Genomic DNA, 14,253 nt, shown 5'->3' with positions numbered 1-14,253 from the left:
CAGAAGTGGGAGACTTCTGCTGAATAAAGTTAAATATCATAATCCAGCTGCTGCTTCTCTTCGGAATTCCGCCTTGGCTGAGAGTTTTTCATGATCATTTGAATTTTATCAAAGGCAACCGGAGCCATATCAATCATTTTTTCAAATAAATGTGTGTTTTCTTCCAAGCGCAGCATGTTTACTCCCTTGGAGTTGACTACTAAAAACGCGATAGGAGTGATAGAAACACCTCCGCCGCTCCCGCCGCCAAAAGGAAGTCCTACATCTTCATCCTCTGAAGTATCCATTGAGGAATGATCTCCTCCCGCCGAAAATTCACTTCCTCCCATAGCAAAACCGAAACCAACCTTGGATACGGTTAAAATCACCCCACCATCCGGAGTTTCAACCGGATCTCCAACGATCGTATTCACGTCGATCATTTCTTTCAAATTTTCCATCGCTGTCGTCATTAACCCCTTGATTGGATGTTCCATTAATTTCGACCCTCCTGTTATTCAGCCTCTTCCATTTCTTATATAGTCCAAGTGTCGTCAATATAGCATTTCCCGTCCGCATCGATACCATACAGGAAATTTGGGATTCAAATCCAACTGTTTGAAAGAAAGGTAAAAAAGAAAGTTCAGGAGCTTGTTCCATTTGGATATACCGTTTTAGCCATGCTTCAATAATCCCTTTTATAGACCATATGGCGCCTGCCAGCTTCCCCGTTGAAGCCGCATCCCCGATGCCTGCACCAGTTTTCCAGATAAAATGGTGGATAACCACTTTTTTAAGAGCTTCTAAAATGGGAGCCTTTAACTTTTTAATCACATCATCGCTCGCTTTATTTTCAAGCTCCCATTTCCATTTATTCATAGCATCAGTAGATTTTTCCTCATCATTAAAGAGATTGTTCATCAGCTCTTTAATATCCAAGGATTTTTTTATCCGGACCAGGCCATAAGCAAATGATATATAGATATCCAACATACATTCAGATAAATTTTTCACTTTGAAGGAAATGTTCACTTTAATTCTGGATATGAGTATGACAGCAATGAACAAAATCAAAGTTAATATAAACATGTTCCAAATCATTTCACGCCTCCGGTTACCAGTTTCACCGAAGCGGTAAAAAAATAAACCCGCTTAAGAATAAGCGGGTTCAGCCGTTTCCGTACGTTCATGAATAACGGCAGTATTGGCAAACATATCATGTAGTGCCTGTTTCTTTGGAGTAAATGCAGCGACAACATATAAAATCCAGATAGTCGCAGAAATGTAACGTCCAATCCATTCCCTGAAAATCACTGTACTCCAGCTCAGCTTTTCACCATTCAGAGGAATAACTTTTAAGCCAAAGACCATTTTTCCAAGTGTTTGGCCAAAGAACTTTGTCATGAGAACAAAGTACAAATAGAAAACCAGCGCACTCGCAATATTGATAGGTGTAAAAATTCCGGGAGCAGAAAGTTGAAAGTCCAATGCTCGAAATACCGGCTTCACAATAATTCCGCTTACTGCCGCTATAACGGCTAGATCCAGCAAATAAGCCCAGAATCTCATCCAAAAGCCTCCGTATCGAAAAGCAGGCGGCTGAACAGTTTTACGGATTTCGTTCGTTTGCATTTCATCCATTCATTGCCACCTCCATCATTGGGCATATAAATACATCATTCTAGGCGAATTCGGCTGTGATAACATGTTCATTAGCTCGCCCATTTCCGATCCACCCGAGAATTTTTGAGCTGTCATAGAAAATAGGGATCCCAGTCCAGGAGTTGAGGAGTATTGAAACACTTCAGCATCCTTTAGCTTGAAGTCTTTTTTCATGGCCTCAATGACGTCTTCCGTATAGCCAAAGTCATCAATTAAATCCAATTCCTTTGCCTGGCGCCCATCATATACCCGTCCGTCGGCAATTTTGCGGACCTGGTCCTCCTTCATATCTCGCCCCTCTGCAATAATCCGGACAAATTCGTTATAGGAATTCGTCAGCATGCTTTCGAGAATATCTACTTCATCCGCCGTCATTTTACGATGACCGCTCATAATATCTTTATACTTTCCGCTTTTGATCGTCATAAAGTCAATTCCGATTTTGTCGGTTAAACCGCTGTAATTCATTCCCTGCATGATTACACCCAGTGACCCTGTCAAAGTTTCGGTGCTTGCGAAAATTTTATCTGCAGGTGCGGATATATAATAGCCACCTGAAGCTGCCATAGACCCCATGGACACATATACCGGCTTTTTCGTTTCCTTCTGGATTTCTACGATTTTATGGCGGATTTCAGCAGACTCATTCGTCCCGCCTCCCGGAGAATTAACACGCAAAACAATTCCTTTGATGCTGGTATCCTCTTTCACCTCATTCAGTTGCCCCATGAAATCCCTGTGGGAATATCCACCTGATGAAAGATAAGATCGTGCCTCTCCCGTATCTTGGATTACTCCATCCACCTCAAGAACAGCAATCCTTTTTAAAGGATTTCCTGAATCAATCACTTCTTCGCTAAAAGCTTCATCAGCGAACATACCTTCTTTAAACATTTTTGAGAAATCCTCAAAAATGAACGCACTCGCCATATTCACGATCATTGAAAAGAAAAATACTCCTGCGGCTATACCGAGCGCTGCCCATCTTTTTCCATTCACTAAAAATTCCTCCCTTCTTCATCTCATACGGATGACCTTTCAAAGAGTTTCAAATTCGTGGTACACTTGACAAACATAGTCAATATTTTAACAAAAAAAAGATAGCTAAGGAAGCATGACCGTTTTCTTCTACGGGAGGTCTGACAAAAATGAATGATTTCAGAAGAAACATTTACTTCTTCTATAAACATATTTTTTATCAAAATGACAAAAAGCTTGCGGAAAAAGTGAAAACTTTGCATCAAGCCGCTCAAAATAACGGTTTTAAAATCGTTGCGCAGCCAGAGGATGCCAATATTATTGCAAGCATTGGAGGAGACGGAACATTTCTTCAAGCGGTTCGCAGGACAGGATTTCGACAGGACGTCATTTACTTAGGGATAGACGATGATCAATTCCGGGGGCTTTATTGCGACTTCCAAATTGATAATCTGCCGGAAATGATCGAAGCTATGAATATGAAGCAAGTGGAAGTAAGAAAATATCCAACCATTCAAATTGATATAGATCATGAAGCTTCCTTCTACTGTCTGAATGAATTTACAATCCGCTCCGCTATCATCAAAACATTGGTTCTAGATGTATTTGTCGACGATCTCCATTTTGAAACATTTCGCGGAGACGGTATGGTGATTGCCACACCAACTGGCAGCACAGCTTATAACAAGTCTGTCCGTGGTGCAGTAGTCGATCCGCAACTCCCATGTCTTCAAGTAAACGAAATGGCTTCTTTAAACAGCAACCGTTACCGTACTCTTGGAGCTCCATTTCTATTAAGTAAAGAGCGGACTCTTACACTAAAGGTTGCCCAAGAAGGAAATGTTTTTCCCACTATGGGGATGGACAATGAAGCCATGAGCATTCAGCATGTTAAAGAAGTAAAGGTGAAGCTGAGTGATAAGGTCATTAAAACCCTCAAGCTAAAAGACAATTCCTTTTGGGAAAAAGTGAAAAGAGCATTTCTTTAATAAAAAACACTCAGGATTTTATTCCGGGAGCTCGCCCATTGTTTTTCACAGAAAAAAGCGACAGGCACGCAGCCTGACAAGACAAATCTTGATACGAGAGTTCCTCAAATTTCAATTACATCGGGAAAAGCTTCCTTGAATAAGCTGTGCTCCAGGAGCACAGCTTCGAATAAACTTCAACCTTCACATCAGAAAAGCGCGAGAATCGACGTTTCTAAAATTGATTTCTCGCGCTTTTTAAGGTTTTATTAAACAGTTTTGTTCCGCCACTTCTCATGCAATCCTATCCCGCCGTTTAGCGTGTAATCCAGACCACTTGATACTGGAAAGAGAAACGATCAACAAAGCTGCCCAAATGAAGGTGAAAGCAATGAATTTTGTAGCTCCAAATGGCTCGTGGTAAATAAATATGCCGAGCACTAGCATAATAGTCGGCGCAATATATTGCAAAAATCCCATTAAATAGAGAGGCACCTTTTGAACACCTTTGGCAAATAATAACAGAGGTATGGCAGTTGCCACTCCGGAAACAATTACTAAAGCATCTGTTTTAATGTCTCCATAAAAAGTAACATGGGTCCCCTTTATCGTAATCACCAAAATATAAATGAGAGCAATTGGCGTGACCACCATTGTCTCCAAGGTCAAGCCAATGGATGAATCGAATGGAAGTAGCTTTTTAATCAGCCCGTATATTCCGAATGAAAAAGCAAGAGCAAATGAAATCCATGGAAATTGTCCATAAGAGACTGTTAGAAAAATCACTCCCGCCAAAGCAAGAAAAAATGCAATGACATGGCTTCGCAGCAGCTTTTCTTTAAGAACAAACACACCGAGGACAATACTGATTAAAGGATTGATATAGTAGCCTAGGCTCGTCTCCACTATTTTCCCCGCATGAACAGCCCAGATAAAAGTAAGCCAATTCACGCTGATTAGAATGGAAACTGCGATAAGGGCGAACCTTGCCTTGGGATCTTCTTTCATTTGCCTGATACTGCTTTTAAAAGAGTCTAATTTTTTCCCAATTAATAATAAGATCAGCATGAACCAGAATGACCAAAATATCCGGTGCGCTAATACTTCACCTGGCGGCACATGATCAATGGCTTTCCAATAAATTGGCAAAAATCCCCATAGCAAATAGGCACCGGCACCATTCATAACCCCTTCATATTTCTTTTTCATCGCAAATGTCTCCCAACTATTTAGATTCCCGAAATACTTTCATTATATAAAACTATAATGAAAGTTACTACAGTAAAAAGCGGAAATCTTATGTGATAAAAAAAGCGAAAGACGTCTGTTAATCAATATACAGACTGAGCTAAAATACGGAAGACAGCGTTCAGTGGCGCCGACGTACTAAGCCAGAGCACCCCAGTGACGTCGTTCTTTGACTTCATCCGATTGACCGATGCAACTAAACAATAGTTCCTCCAACGAAATAAAGGATAAGTAAGCGCAAGAGTGCCTACTTATTAGCACGCTCCCCTTCAGCATCTCTTTACGTCGATGGTACGTCCGTCGGCAGGATCAAGCGGCGACGTCCTGTCGCTTCTCCTGCACTAGTACTTCCTGTACGTCGCTGTACAAAGTTAAACTTTCTTTTGAATAAATTTTTCCATAAGTTGTTTTACACTCAAATCAAAACTTCCCCTAAATTGAAATTTAAGGGAAGTTTTCAATGGTTATTTATTAAGTCCCAACTTTTTTTCTTGTTCCTTTTGCCTTAATTCCACGCGCCGTATTTTACCCGAAGCCGTCTTCGGCAGTTCAGATACAAACTCGATTTCTCGCGGATATTTATAAGGGGCAGTCATTTGTTTAACATACTCCTTTAGTTCTGACTTGAAGGCTTCCTCATCACCTGGTTTACTTTCCTTTAGTACAACAAAGGCCTTTACAATATTCCCTCTAATTTCGTCGGGAGCCGCGACAACTGCACATTCTTGGATCGTTGGATGTTTCACAAGCGCATCTTCAACTTCAAAAGGCCCGATTGTGTATCCTGAACTGATGATGATGTCATCCCGTCGCCCCTCGAACCAGAAATAACCCTCTTCATCTTTCTTTGCTTTATCCCCAGTAATGTAATAATCTCCCCTAAATTGCGTTGAAGTCCGTTCAGGATCTTTGTAATATTTTTTAAAAAGGGAAGGAGTACTTTTGTGGACAGCGATATCACCAACTTCTCCAACACCACAAATGTCCCCTTGCTCGTTTACAATTTCTACTGTATTTCCGGGTGTCGGTTTTCCCATGGAACCTGGTCTCAATTCCATATTCTTTGTAATTCCCACAAGCAGTGTATTTTCTGTCTGCCCATACCCATCACGTACATTGATACCGAAATGCTGTTGGAAAACGTCAATCACTTCTCTATTTAACGGTTCTCCTGCTGATACAGCACTATGCAATTGGTCCAGCTTGAATTCATTCAAATTATTTACTTTGGCCATCAGCCTATATTCAGTAGGCGTACAACAAAGTACGTTCACTTTGTACTTATCCATTAACGAAAGATATTTTTGAGCATCAAATTTTCCGTTGTAAACAAAACCCGTTGCGCCCATTCCAAGTACGGAAAGAAACGGGCTCCAAATCCACTTTTGCCAGCCTGGTCCTGCCGTCGCCCAAACGATATCGTTCTCTTCAATACATAACCATTTCGCAGCGGCCGTCCTAAGATGGGCATACCCCCATCCATGTGTATGAACAACGCCTTTCGGATTTCCTGTGGTTCCAGAGGTGTAGGATAAAAAAGCCATATCATTGCTCTTAGTTTCTGCTGTGCTCAAAGTATCATCGGCATCTTCCATTAACTTTTCCAAATGTCCCCAGCCTTCAGCCTCGCCACCAACTGAGAACTTGACTAGCCCATCTGCATTTTTCGCCTGATCTACCTGTTCCACGTAAGGATAATAAGTAATAACAGCCTTGACATCGCCATGGCTAATCCGGTACTCCAAATCTTTTGTCTTCAGCATTTCGGAGCTTGGGATGACAATAGCCCCTAATTTCAAAGCAGCGATATATACAGCGTAGGCTTCGATTAGTCTTGGAATCATGACAAGAACCGTGTCACCCTTTTCCAAACCGAAATCACGAAATACATTTCCAACTTTATTTGCTTGCTTCGATAATCCTTCATATGTAATCTCTTTCGTTTCGCCACTTTGACCTTCCCAGATTATCGCCGGCCGATCAGAACCAACCGTATATTTCTCAAATTCGTTGATGATATTATAGTCGTCCGGTGCAATCAAATCTTCCCTTTTCATTTTTTCTTCCTCCCCCTGTGAAACTGTATTATCTATTATACAAAATTATAAGAAAATTTTATATGTTATCGCTGAAAAAAATTTTCTTCTAGGAACAAAAGCATAAGCAGCACTTATAAAATTCCCCATATAAATATAGAAGAAGCGGGGAGAAAGCCCCGCTTCCATGCCATTCATATTAAATTTGTTATCTTGATTGTCCGCCACCCATTTGTTGTTGAGCCATTGCTACAAGACGTTTAGTGATTTCACCACCTACAGAACCGTTAGCACGTGAAGTAGTATCGGCTCCAAGGTTTACTCCAAACTCTTGTGCAATTTCAACTTTCATTTGGTTGATCGCTTGCTCTGCTCCAGAAACAAGGATTTGGTTGCTATTGCTGTTTGCCATGTGTTTTCACCTCCTTGTAAGCCTATATTGTGCGAAAACCCATGGCATCATTCAATAAAAAGTTGGTAATTCTTCCTAATTTTTGGAAGCTAGTTATTCTCTTTTAAAAAAGGTTGATATTATTGTCATTTGCAGACTCATTTCCATCGCTTTTTATAACAATGGTTTCTGTACCTTCCACTGCTTTTTCTAACAGCGGAGCCCAATCAAACTTGCTTTCAAAAGCAACGATTTTATCAGTTTTCGGTCGAGTCTTTGGCGCTGGCGGTGTAAAAATTGTGCAGCAGTCTTCATATGGCCTGTTGGAAATGTCCAATGTATCGATTTCAGTAGCAACCTTAATAATCTCCACCTTATCCATAGCTATTAAAGGTCGTAGAATCGGGGTGTTAGTCACCTCATTGATCGCAAGCATACTTTCCATCGTTTGGCTCGCCACTTGTCCAAGGCTTTCTCCATTAAAGATGGCCAGCGCATCATTTTTCCGCCTAATTTCATCCGCAATCCGAAGCATCATTCTTCGAGTGGATGTCATAGTGTAGCCTTCCGGAATTTTCTCATGGATTTTTTCTTGTATTTCTGTAAAAGGGACAATGTGAACTTTAATCCGGCCGGAAAATTCAGCGAGCTTTGCAGCAATATCAAGCACTTTCTGTTTCGCCCGTTCACTTGTATATGGCGGGCTGTGAAAATGCACGGCTTCAATGTCCACTCCCCGCTTCATTGCCAGGTACCCAGCCACAGGACTGTCGATTCCGCCAGAAAGCATCAGTACTCCTTTGCCCGATGATTTGGCAGGAAATCCCCCCTGTCCTTGGACAACTTCTCCCGAAACAAAAACCCCTTCACCTCTGACTTCGACAATCACATTTACATCAGGTTTTTTTACGTCAACTGTAATATCTTCAACATTGATTAAAATATGCGAACCAAGCTCATAATTCAGTTGTTGCGTATCATATTCAAATGATTTATCAGACCTGCGAGCAGATATTTTAAAAGTTTGTCCCGGAATGTGGGATTTTTTTACAACATGAAGGACTGCTTCTTTGATCAGATCGAGATCTTTCTCTGTCCTGATTGCAGGGCTGAATGATTGTATACCGAACACTTTGGCCAGCTTTTCCTTCACTTGGTTGTATGGCTCTTCATTTAAAAGGACATACATTCTATCGTGCAATGTTTCAATTTTTGTCTGTGGAAAATCGCGAAGGAGCACCCGGATGTTGCTTTTAAGCTTTCTGACAAAAAATTTCCTATTCCTTCCTTTTAATGTTAATTCCCCATATCTAATTAAAATTCTGTCATATTTCATTTATTTCGCCTCATTACTTTTTTTAATCGATTCAAAACCTGCTTTAGTAATTCAACCATCTGCTCGGCTTCTTCCATCGTGCTGTTATGGGAAAGGCTGATTCTGATAGCTCCAATTGCTTTCTCATCTGACACTCCCATCGCCTTCAGAGTACCGCTCGGCGTTTTGTCCTTTGATGAACAAGCACTTGTTGTGGATATAAAAATTCCTTGTTCAGCAAGCGCATGGACAATGACTTCACCTTTCAAACCTACAGCTGAAATATTCACAATGTGTGGCGCTGCACCGTCTTTGGGTGTGTTGATAACAAGGTCTGGTATTTCTCTGAGCTGATTCATGATAAAATCTCGGATATCTAACAGACTGTCCGAACTCGATTTCCTTTTATCCTCCGCCATACGAAAAGCTTTTGCCATTGCTACGATACCGCCTGTATTCTCCGTACCACTTCTCACATTCTGCTCTTGGTTTCCACCTGAAATCAGTGGATCGATCTTGATCCCCTTTTTGATAAACAAAAAACCGTTGCCTTTCAACCCGTGAAATTTATGAGCAGAAAAAGTACAAAAATCTATATTGGAACCGTATATATCAAGAGGAACCTTACAAGCGCCTTGAACATTGTCGACATGAAAGAGCACTTTTGGGAAATCCTTTAAACGACGGCCAATTTCCTGAACAGGCTGAATTGTCCCAACCTCATTATTAACATGAATCACCGACACCAGGATTGTTTTGTCTGTTATTGCACTAATTACATCGTCCGCTGAGACACGACCGTTCTGATCCACGTCGATATAAGTGATTTCAAATCCAATCGTGCGAAGCTGTTCACAGGCTTCCCGAACAGACGGATGCTCCACACTTGTCGTAATTATATGGTTTCCCCTGCTGCGATGCATAAGCGCTGTGCCCTTTATCGCTAAATTATTGCTTTCCGAACCGCCTGAAGTAAAATAAATTTCATTAGCGTGAGCACCAGCCAACTGGGCAATTTGCTCCCGTGCCGTTGTCAGCAGTTGCTCGGCTCTCCCCCCAAGAATATGAAGCGAAGAAGGATTCCCGAAAAACTCCCGGTTCACCTGCTCAAACGCTTGGAGAACCTCCTCATATGGCTTCGTTGTTGCACTATTGTCAAAATATATCATAATAAGGCACCCACTAACATATTTCATTAATATAATCAATCATACATAATAACACATGAAGACCGTAATTTAAATAACGGGGTCTGACCCCCACTACGTTAATTCGTTAATACTTTAATATGGTGGGGGTCAGACCCCAAAAAAAGACCCCAAAAAAAGACCCCAAAAAAACAGAAAAAAAGAGCGCCTCGCTAGAAACGCCCCTTTTTCCATATATTAAACACGGATTTCTTCGTTGAACATTTCTTCGATTTTTTTCAAAGCACCTGGCTCCAATTTTTCAACTGCGGCAGCAGCCTGTTCCAGAGATGAACGGTATTCGTAATTTCGAAATGCCTTTTCAGCCTTCTCAAGATCCTCCCTTAATTGAGGGGATTGACTTCTGTATCGGTTCCCATATTGAATAACTTGTTCTGCAAGGCGCGCATTTTCAATATGTTCCTCCGTCCGGCTGTACAAATGGTCAACCGTGTCAGTTGCTTCATATAAGTGGCTTTGGACTGATTTCATATTCAACGGCTTTCCCAAAAGACTTCTGAAAACATCCTCGATTTGCTCGGAAGCCTGCTCGTACAAGGATTCAATATCACTTGGCAGACCTGGCATCTTGCTTTTTTGGACAAGCCTGGTAATATCACTAACTTTTCGTTTCAAAAGAGCGATTTTTTCCTTGGCCTCCAATTCATCCTTACGCAAACTTTGTAGACGCTCCGCAAACAAACGCTGTTTTGTTTCCAGTTGTTCCAGCCCGCTTTCAATTTCATTTAATTCCCCACTTAACGAAGTAAAAGCTAATTGGTCCTCTTGGATTTTTCCTTCTAGCAGTTCATACCGTCTCATAAGCTGACCTAAACTTTTTTCAAGATTCTGGGGTACATCAAGGTCATTATCGAAAAGTTGATAGCTCTCTTGAACCAGTTCTGTTTCAGATTTAAGCTGTTCGTTTGCTTCTTTCAGTTTGTTCAAATAGGCTCCTGTCTCTTCATTCTTCTGAAGGACATCATGTCTTGCGTAAACCTCTTTCTCCAGAAGATCATAAAGCACTTCAATCTGTTCTTTTATTTCCTCTAAGCCCTCAGCCACTTCATCAACTTCCGCCTGGATCAGGAAGTCCTTATATGTATTCAGTTCCTCTTCCATTTTCTCCATCAAAGCTTCCATTTGAATATGATCAAGAACATATCCCTGTTCCTGCATTTCTTTATAACCTAATAGAAGCTCATCCTTTTGCGAAGGGATGATGGTTTGGCAGTCTGTGAGCAAGTCCGGTATTTTGTCCATCCTGTAAACTAGGACCTCAAGCTCCTTCGACAGTGACACAACCTCTTTGTGTGCTTCAATATAATCTCCGTCTTTAACTAACGTCTCATATTTCGAGATTTTTTCAGCGGCAGATTCCAATAGTTCCTCCAGCTTCTTTCTTGCTTCTCCAAAGGTATGAGATTCTGTAAGCAGACTCTTTTTAGCCGCCCCATATATTTCTTTCAGACTCTCGATATCCGTCCGGCCCTTTTCCTCGCTGTCAGTCAGCTCCTTTAGCTCATCGAGGATCTTCTGCATCTGCTGATTGATTTGTGACAGTTCACTTTCAATTTGATCACGAGCCTCTTTCACTTTTTTGAAGTTAAACTTATCTGTATACTCCTCAGCCTCGAAAAGAAGTTCATCTATATGCGGAAATCGGACGGTAATAATATCGTCCCATGTTTTGCGCCATTCTTCGAACATTTCTTCCGTTTTCCCCGTCATATTCAGTTGTTTGACCTTAGCCAACTTCTCAACCACTGGCTTATTCATCGTTTCGATTTTTTTTGCTTCCAGCTGGTCGATTTCCTTATAATATTTTTTTCTAATTTTATATCCAATAATGAAAATTATTATGATAAAAATGATTGCACTGATGACGAGTTCAACACCATATTTCATTATTTGTCCCCTGCTCCTTCCATCATTCAGCAAGAACTATGTATATCAAACATTTTAATAGTCAGTTATGTCTTTCTATGATACCATGACAGCGACATTTTTTGACGCATAAATGCAATTTTTCTATCGTTTTTTTGCATTTATATAAAAAAAAAAACTTAATATAAAGAACAAAAGCCTAAGCGCCTATTTACCAATGTATAGACTGAGAAAAAAATCCTAGAGCGTCCACTTACCCCGACAGGTATAAGATTATTGTTAGGGAGACATTTCTCAGCCATTCTTATAACCTTGAAAGGCTAGACAAAAGAAAATCGAAAGCGCTCACGCACTCGTTGAATCCAAGATCTGTTTACCAGCACCTTAAAAAGAGCAGTTTTCCTTCAGAAGTAATGGGCTTATTCCTTTCACCAATGATATTCGCAATTTAAAGCACAATTGACTTGTCCCTAGTAAGAAGAGATTTGCTAGTTACTGCGCGGTGCAACCCCACAATCCCCCTTCTTTTTTGGCGAGAGCTAGACAAGTGTTGAAAAACACAGTCTTCCTTCTCCAACAATTGGCTTAACCCTCTCGTGCCCAGATAGCGGCATTCTCTATATCGAAACTTGGAAGTTTTATGACTCCCTATCTCAAAAAAAGAAATTGCCACCCCAAAATTTGAGACGGCAACTTTTCAGACAGTCTTAATCACTTGTACAGGAGGCCGATCCGCATGTCTAACACTTTTTTGAACCTTCACAACTTCTTGTAGCCAGTCAATAATCGAATCATAATATTTTTCGATAAAATATGGCTCCTTCGGATGCATTCCCCAAACCTCACTAATGTAATGGCTATTTAAAAAAGGTGTGGTGAGCATTCCTTTTAGCTGGATAATAATCATACTGACTGGAAGTGAAGAATGATGTTCTCCTATTACAGCGGATGCCAGCTCTTTGAAATAATACCTTTCTTTCATCAAATAAGAAGATATTATTTCTCGTGAAATCTGCGAATCAATCGTGATTTCCCTCCAGACAAAACGTGTAAGCAAATGATGCTCACTTTGAAAAACAAGGATTTTCCTTATAACCCTGTGAAAACAAATCTCCGGATCCTCCCATGCAATCTTCTTATTCTCTTTTTCCAATAAGGATAAATACGGTTCAAAAAAACTGATAAGGCATGCCTCCAGCAGCCCTTGCTTCCCCTGAAAATAATATGAAATATTCGCCGAGTTCACTCTCGCCCGAGCTGCGATATCGCGGATCGTCGTTCCCTTGAAACCTTTGGTTGTGAACAATTCAATAGCCGCTTCGATAATCGACTGTTTTGCTATTCCTGCCTGACCGGACATTGCAGGCCCCCCTTTTGAAACATTGTCCAATCCTTTAATGAACAATTTCGCAAATAGGCACACGGACTCAACTTTACTTATTACACTACATTCGATTTTGACTAATTGATTTCCTGCGAAAATAACTCGACAGATTTTTGCCTATTTTGCTAAAAGCACTGTAAAAATTGAGTTTCCAAGACATCCTTGACTTTTCAGGGAGCTAACCCTATAATATTCTTTGTGTGTAAAATAAATGCAGCCTTGATGGATAGCTTGTTGACCGTATTTTGTTCCTCAACATATGAGGTGTATCGCGTAACCCGCTGCTGCTAGGGCGATGGTACATGAAAACAAAATACCCAACATCGTATTCTCGCAACGGTTTTTATTTTACAACAAAATAAAACCTAAGGAGGAGTCTTCTATGGCTCGTTATACCGGCCCAAGCTGGAAAATTTCCCGCCGTCTCGGAATTTCACTGAGCGGAACTGGTAAAGAATTAGAAAAGCGCCCTTATGCGCCAGGACAACACGGTCCAAACCAACGTAAAAAACATTCTGAATATGGTCTTCAGTTACAAGAAAAACAAAAACTCCGTCATATGTACGGTGTGACTGAACGTCAATTCAAAAACACATTTATTAAAGCAGGTAAAATGCAAGGTAAACACGGTGTTAACTTCATGATTCTTCTTGAACAACGCCTTGACAATGTCGTTTACCGTCTCGGCTTGGCACGTACTCGCCGTCAAGCACGTCAGCTTGTAAACCACGGACATATCCTTGTGAATGGACGTCGTGTAGATATTCCATCTTACAAAGTACTCCCAGGTCAAACAGTAAGCGTACGTGAAAAATCACAAAATCTTTCCATCATCAAAGAATCAGTTGAAGCTACAAACTTTGTTCCTGACTACGTTTCTTTTGATGCAGACAAGCTTGAAGGAACTTTGTCACGCCTTCCTGAGCGTTCAGAACTTCCTGCTGAAATTAACGAAGCATTCATCGTTGAGTTCTACTCACGTTAATTTCAGAGTATCTTAAATAACAGTATTAAAACCCTAGAAACAGTGTTAAAGCAATGTTTCTAGGGTTTTTTCTTTTTTTCGTAGTTTGTAATTACCACTAATAGAAAGCGTAGTTTTGAAATCAATAAAGGATGGACAGATACTAGATAATAAAGCGGTTCTATACTGAATGTGGTGGTCTCCCTTACTGCTAAGCAGTTGGGAGCACATCTGAAAAAACAAAAAAATACACC

At 40.7% G+C, this 14,253-nt stretch carries 12 protein-coding genes and 1 pseudogene; 2 read left to right on the top strand and 11 right to left on the bottom strand.

What is annotated here, in order from left to right; translation table 11 throughout:
- Positions 1-29: 29 nt before the first annotated feature.
- From ytfJ to sppA, 4 genes and pseudogenes are all read right to left on the bottom strand, one after another.
- A complete protein-coding gene (gene ytfJ, locus H9631_RS09065) occupies positions 30-440 on the bottom strand; it encodes a GerW family sporulation protein (RefSeq protein WP_263600705.1) in 411 nt (136 codons plus the stop codon).
- 157 nt (positions 441-597) lie between these two features.
- Positions 598-858, bottom strand: a pseudogene (locus tag H9631_RS22845) (DUF2953 domain-containing protein); the annotation flags it as partial.
- A 273-nt stretch (positions 859-1,131) separates the two neighbouring features.
- Complete coding sequence (locus tag H9631_RS09055; RefSeq protein WP_404801728.1) at positions 1,132-1,620, bottom strand: RDD family protein; 489 nt, start codon at positions 1,618-1,620, stop codon at positions 1,132-1,134.
- A gap of 15 nt (positions 1,621-1,635) precedes the next feature.
- Positions 1,636-2,640 (bottom strand): signal peptide peptidase SppA, encoded by a 1,005-nt coding sequence (sppA, locus tag H9631_RS09050; RefSeq protein WP_191811993.1) that lies wholly within the window; start codon positions 2,638-2,640, stop codon positions 1,636-1,638.
- Between the two features lie 149 nt (positions 2,641-2,789).
- On the opposite strand from sppA, the gene H9631_RS09045 reads away from it, so the two are divergent.
- A complete protein-coding gene (locus H9631_RS09045; protein WP_191811991.1) occupies positions 2,790-3,608 on the top strand; it encodes an NAD kinase in 819 nt (272 codons plus the stop codon).
- Between the two features lie 273 nt (positions 3,609-3,881).
- On the opposite strand, the gene rarD is transcribed toward H9631_RS09045, so the two are convergent.
- The 7 genes from rarD to refZ form a co-directional block, all read right to left on the bottom strand.
- Entirely contained in the window at positions 3,882-4,796 is a 915-nt protein-coding gene (rarD, locus tag H9631_RS09040) for an EamA family transporter RarD (protein ID WP_191811989.1), read from the bottom strand.
- Between the two features lie 503 nt (positions 4,797-5,299).
- Entirely contained in the window at positions 5,300-6,892 is a 1,593-nt protein-coding gene (gene mbcS / locus H9631_RS09035; protein ID WP_191811987.1) for an acyl-CoA synthetase MbcS, read from the bottom strand.
- Between the two features lie 187 nt (positions 6,893-7,079).
- Positions 7,080-7,283, bottom strand: coding sequence for an alpha/beta-type small acid-soluble spore protein (locus H9631_RS09030; protein ID WP_191811985.1), 204 nt, complete (start codon positions 7,281-7,283; stop codon positions 7,080-7,082).
- A gap of 103 nt (positions 7,284-7,386) precedes the next feature.
- Complete coding sequence (gene thiI, locus H9631_RS09025; RefSeq protein WP_191811983.1) at positions 7,387-8,598, bottom strand: tRNA uracil 4-sulfurtransferase ThiI; 1,212 nt, start codon at positions 8,596-8,598, stop codon at positions 7,387-7,389.
- Positions 8,595-9,746 carry a cysteine desulfurase family protein gene (locus H9631_RS09020; RefSeq protein WP_191811981.1) on the bottom strand — a complete coding sequence of 384 codons (1,152 nt, stop codon included), beginning with the start codon at positions 9,744-9,746 and terminating at the stop codon, positions 8,595-8,597. Before H9631_RS09020 ends, thiI begins: the two co-directional genes overlap by 4 nt.
- A gap of 216 nt (positions 9,747-9,962) precedes the next feature.
- A complete protein-coding gene (ezrA, locus tag H9631_RS09015) occupies positions 9,963-11,672 on the bottom strand; it encodes a septation ring formation regulator EzrA (RefSeq protein WP_191811980.1) in 1,710 nt (569 codons plus the stop codon).
- A gap of 676 nt (positions 11,673-12,348) precedes the next feature.
- Positions 12,349-13,011: a forespore capture DNA-binding protein RefZ gene (refZ, locus tag H9631_RS09010; protein WP_191811978.1), complete on the bottom strand. Its 663-nt coding sequence runs from the start codon at positions 13,009-13,011 to the stop codon at positions 12,349-12,351.
- A gap of 406 nt (positions 13,012-13,417) precedes the next feature.
- On the opposite strand from refZ, the gene rpsD reads away from it, so the two are divergent.
- Positions 13,418-14,020 carry a 30S ribosomal protein S4 gene (gene rpsD, locus H9631_RS09005; RefSeq protein ID WP_191811976.1) on the top strand — a complete coding sequence of 201 codons (603 nt, stop codon included), beginning with the start codon at positions 13,418-13,420 and terminating at the stop codon, positions 14,018-14,020.
- Positions 14,021-14,253 lie beyond the last annotated feature (233 nt).

Source organism: Bacillus norwichensis, from assembly GCF_014836955.1.
Taxonomy (GTDB): Bacteria; Bacillota; Bacilli; order Bacillales; family Bacillaceae_C; genus Siminovitchia; species Siminovitchia norwichensis.
Note: the sequence above shows the minus strand (reverse complement) of the source record. Positions and strands in the feature narration are given on the sequence as shown.

Bases quoted from the DNA above. Each gene is read 5' to 3' on its own strand.
- ytfJ (WP_263600705.1), bottom strand. From the start codon at position 440: ATGGAAAATTTGAAAGAAATGATCGACGTGAATACGATCGTTGGAGAT.
- H9631_RS09055 (WP_404801728.1), bottom strand. From the start codon at position 1,620: ATGGATGAAATGCAAACGAACGAAATCCGTAAAACTGTTCAGCCGCCT.
- H9631_RS09045 (WP_191811991.1), top strand. From the start codon at position 2,790: ATGAATGATTTCAGAAGAAACATTTACTTCTTCTATAAACATATTTTT.
- rarD (WP_191811989.1), bottom strand. From the start codon at position 4,796: ATGAAAAAGAAATATGAAGGGGTTATGAATGGTGCCGGTGCCTATTTG.
- mbcS (WP_191811987.1), bottom strand. From the start codon at position 6,892: ATGAAAAGGGAAGATTTGATTGCACCGGACGACTATAATATCATCAAC.
- H9631_RS09030 (WP_191811985.1), bottom strand. From the start codon at position 7,283: ATGGCAAACAGCAATAGCAACCAAATCCTTGTTTCTGGAGCAGAGCAA.
- thiI (WP_191811983.1), bottom strand. From the start codon at position 8,598: ATGAAATATGACAGAATTTTAATTAGATATGGGGAATTAACATTAAAA.
- H9631_RS09020 (WP_191811981.1), bottom strand. From the start codon at position 9,746: ATGATATATTTTGACAATAGTGCAACAACGAAGCCATATGAGGAGGTT.
- ezrA (WP_191811980.1), bottom strand. From the start codon at position 11,672: ATGAAATATGGTGTTGAACTCGTCATCAGTGCAATCATTTTTATCATA.
- refZ (WP_191811978.1), bottom strand. From the start codon at position 13,011: ATGTCCGGTCAGGCAGGAATAGCAAAACAGTCGATTATCGAAGCGGCT.
- rpsD (WP_191811976.1), top strand. From the start codon at position 13,418: ATGGCTCGTTATACCGGCCCAAGCTGGAAAATTTCCCGCCGTCTCGGA.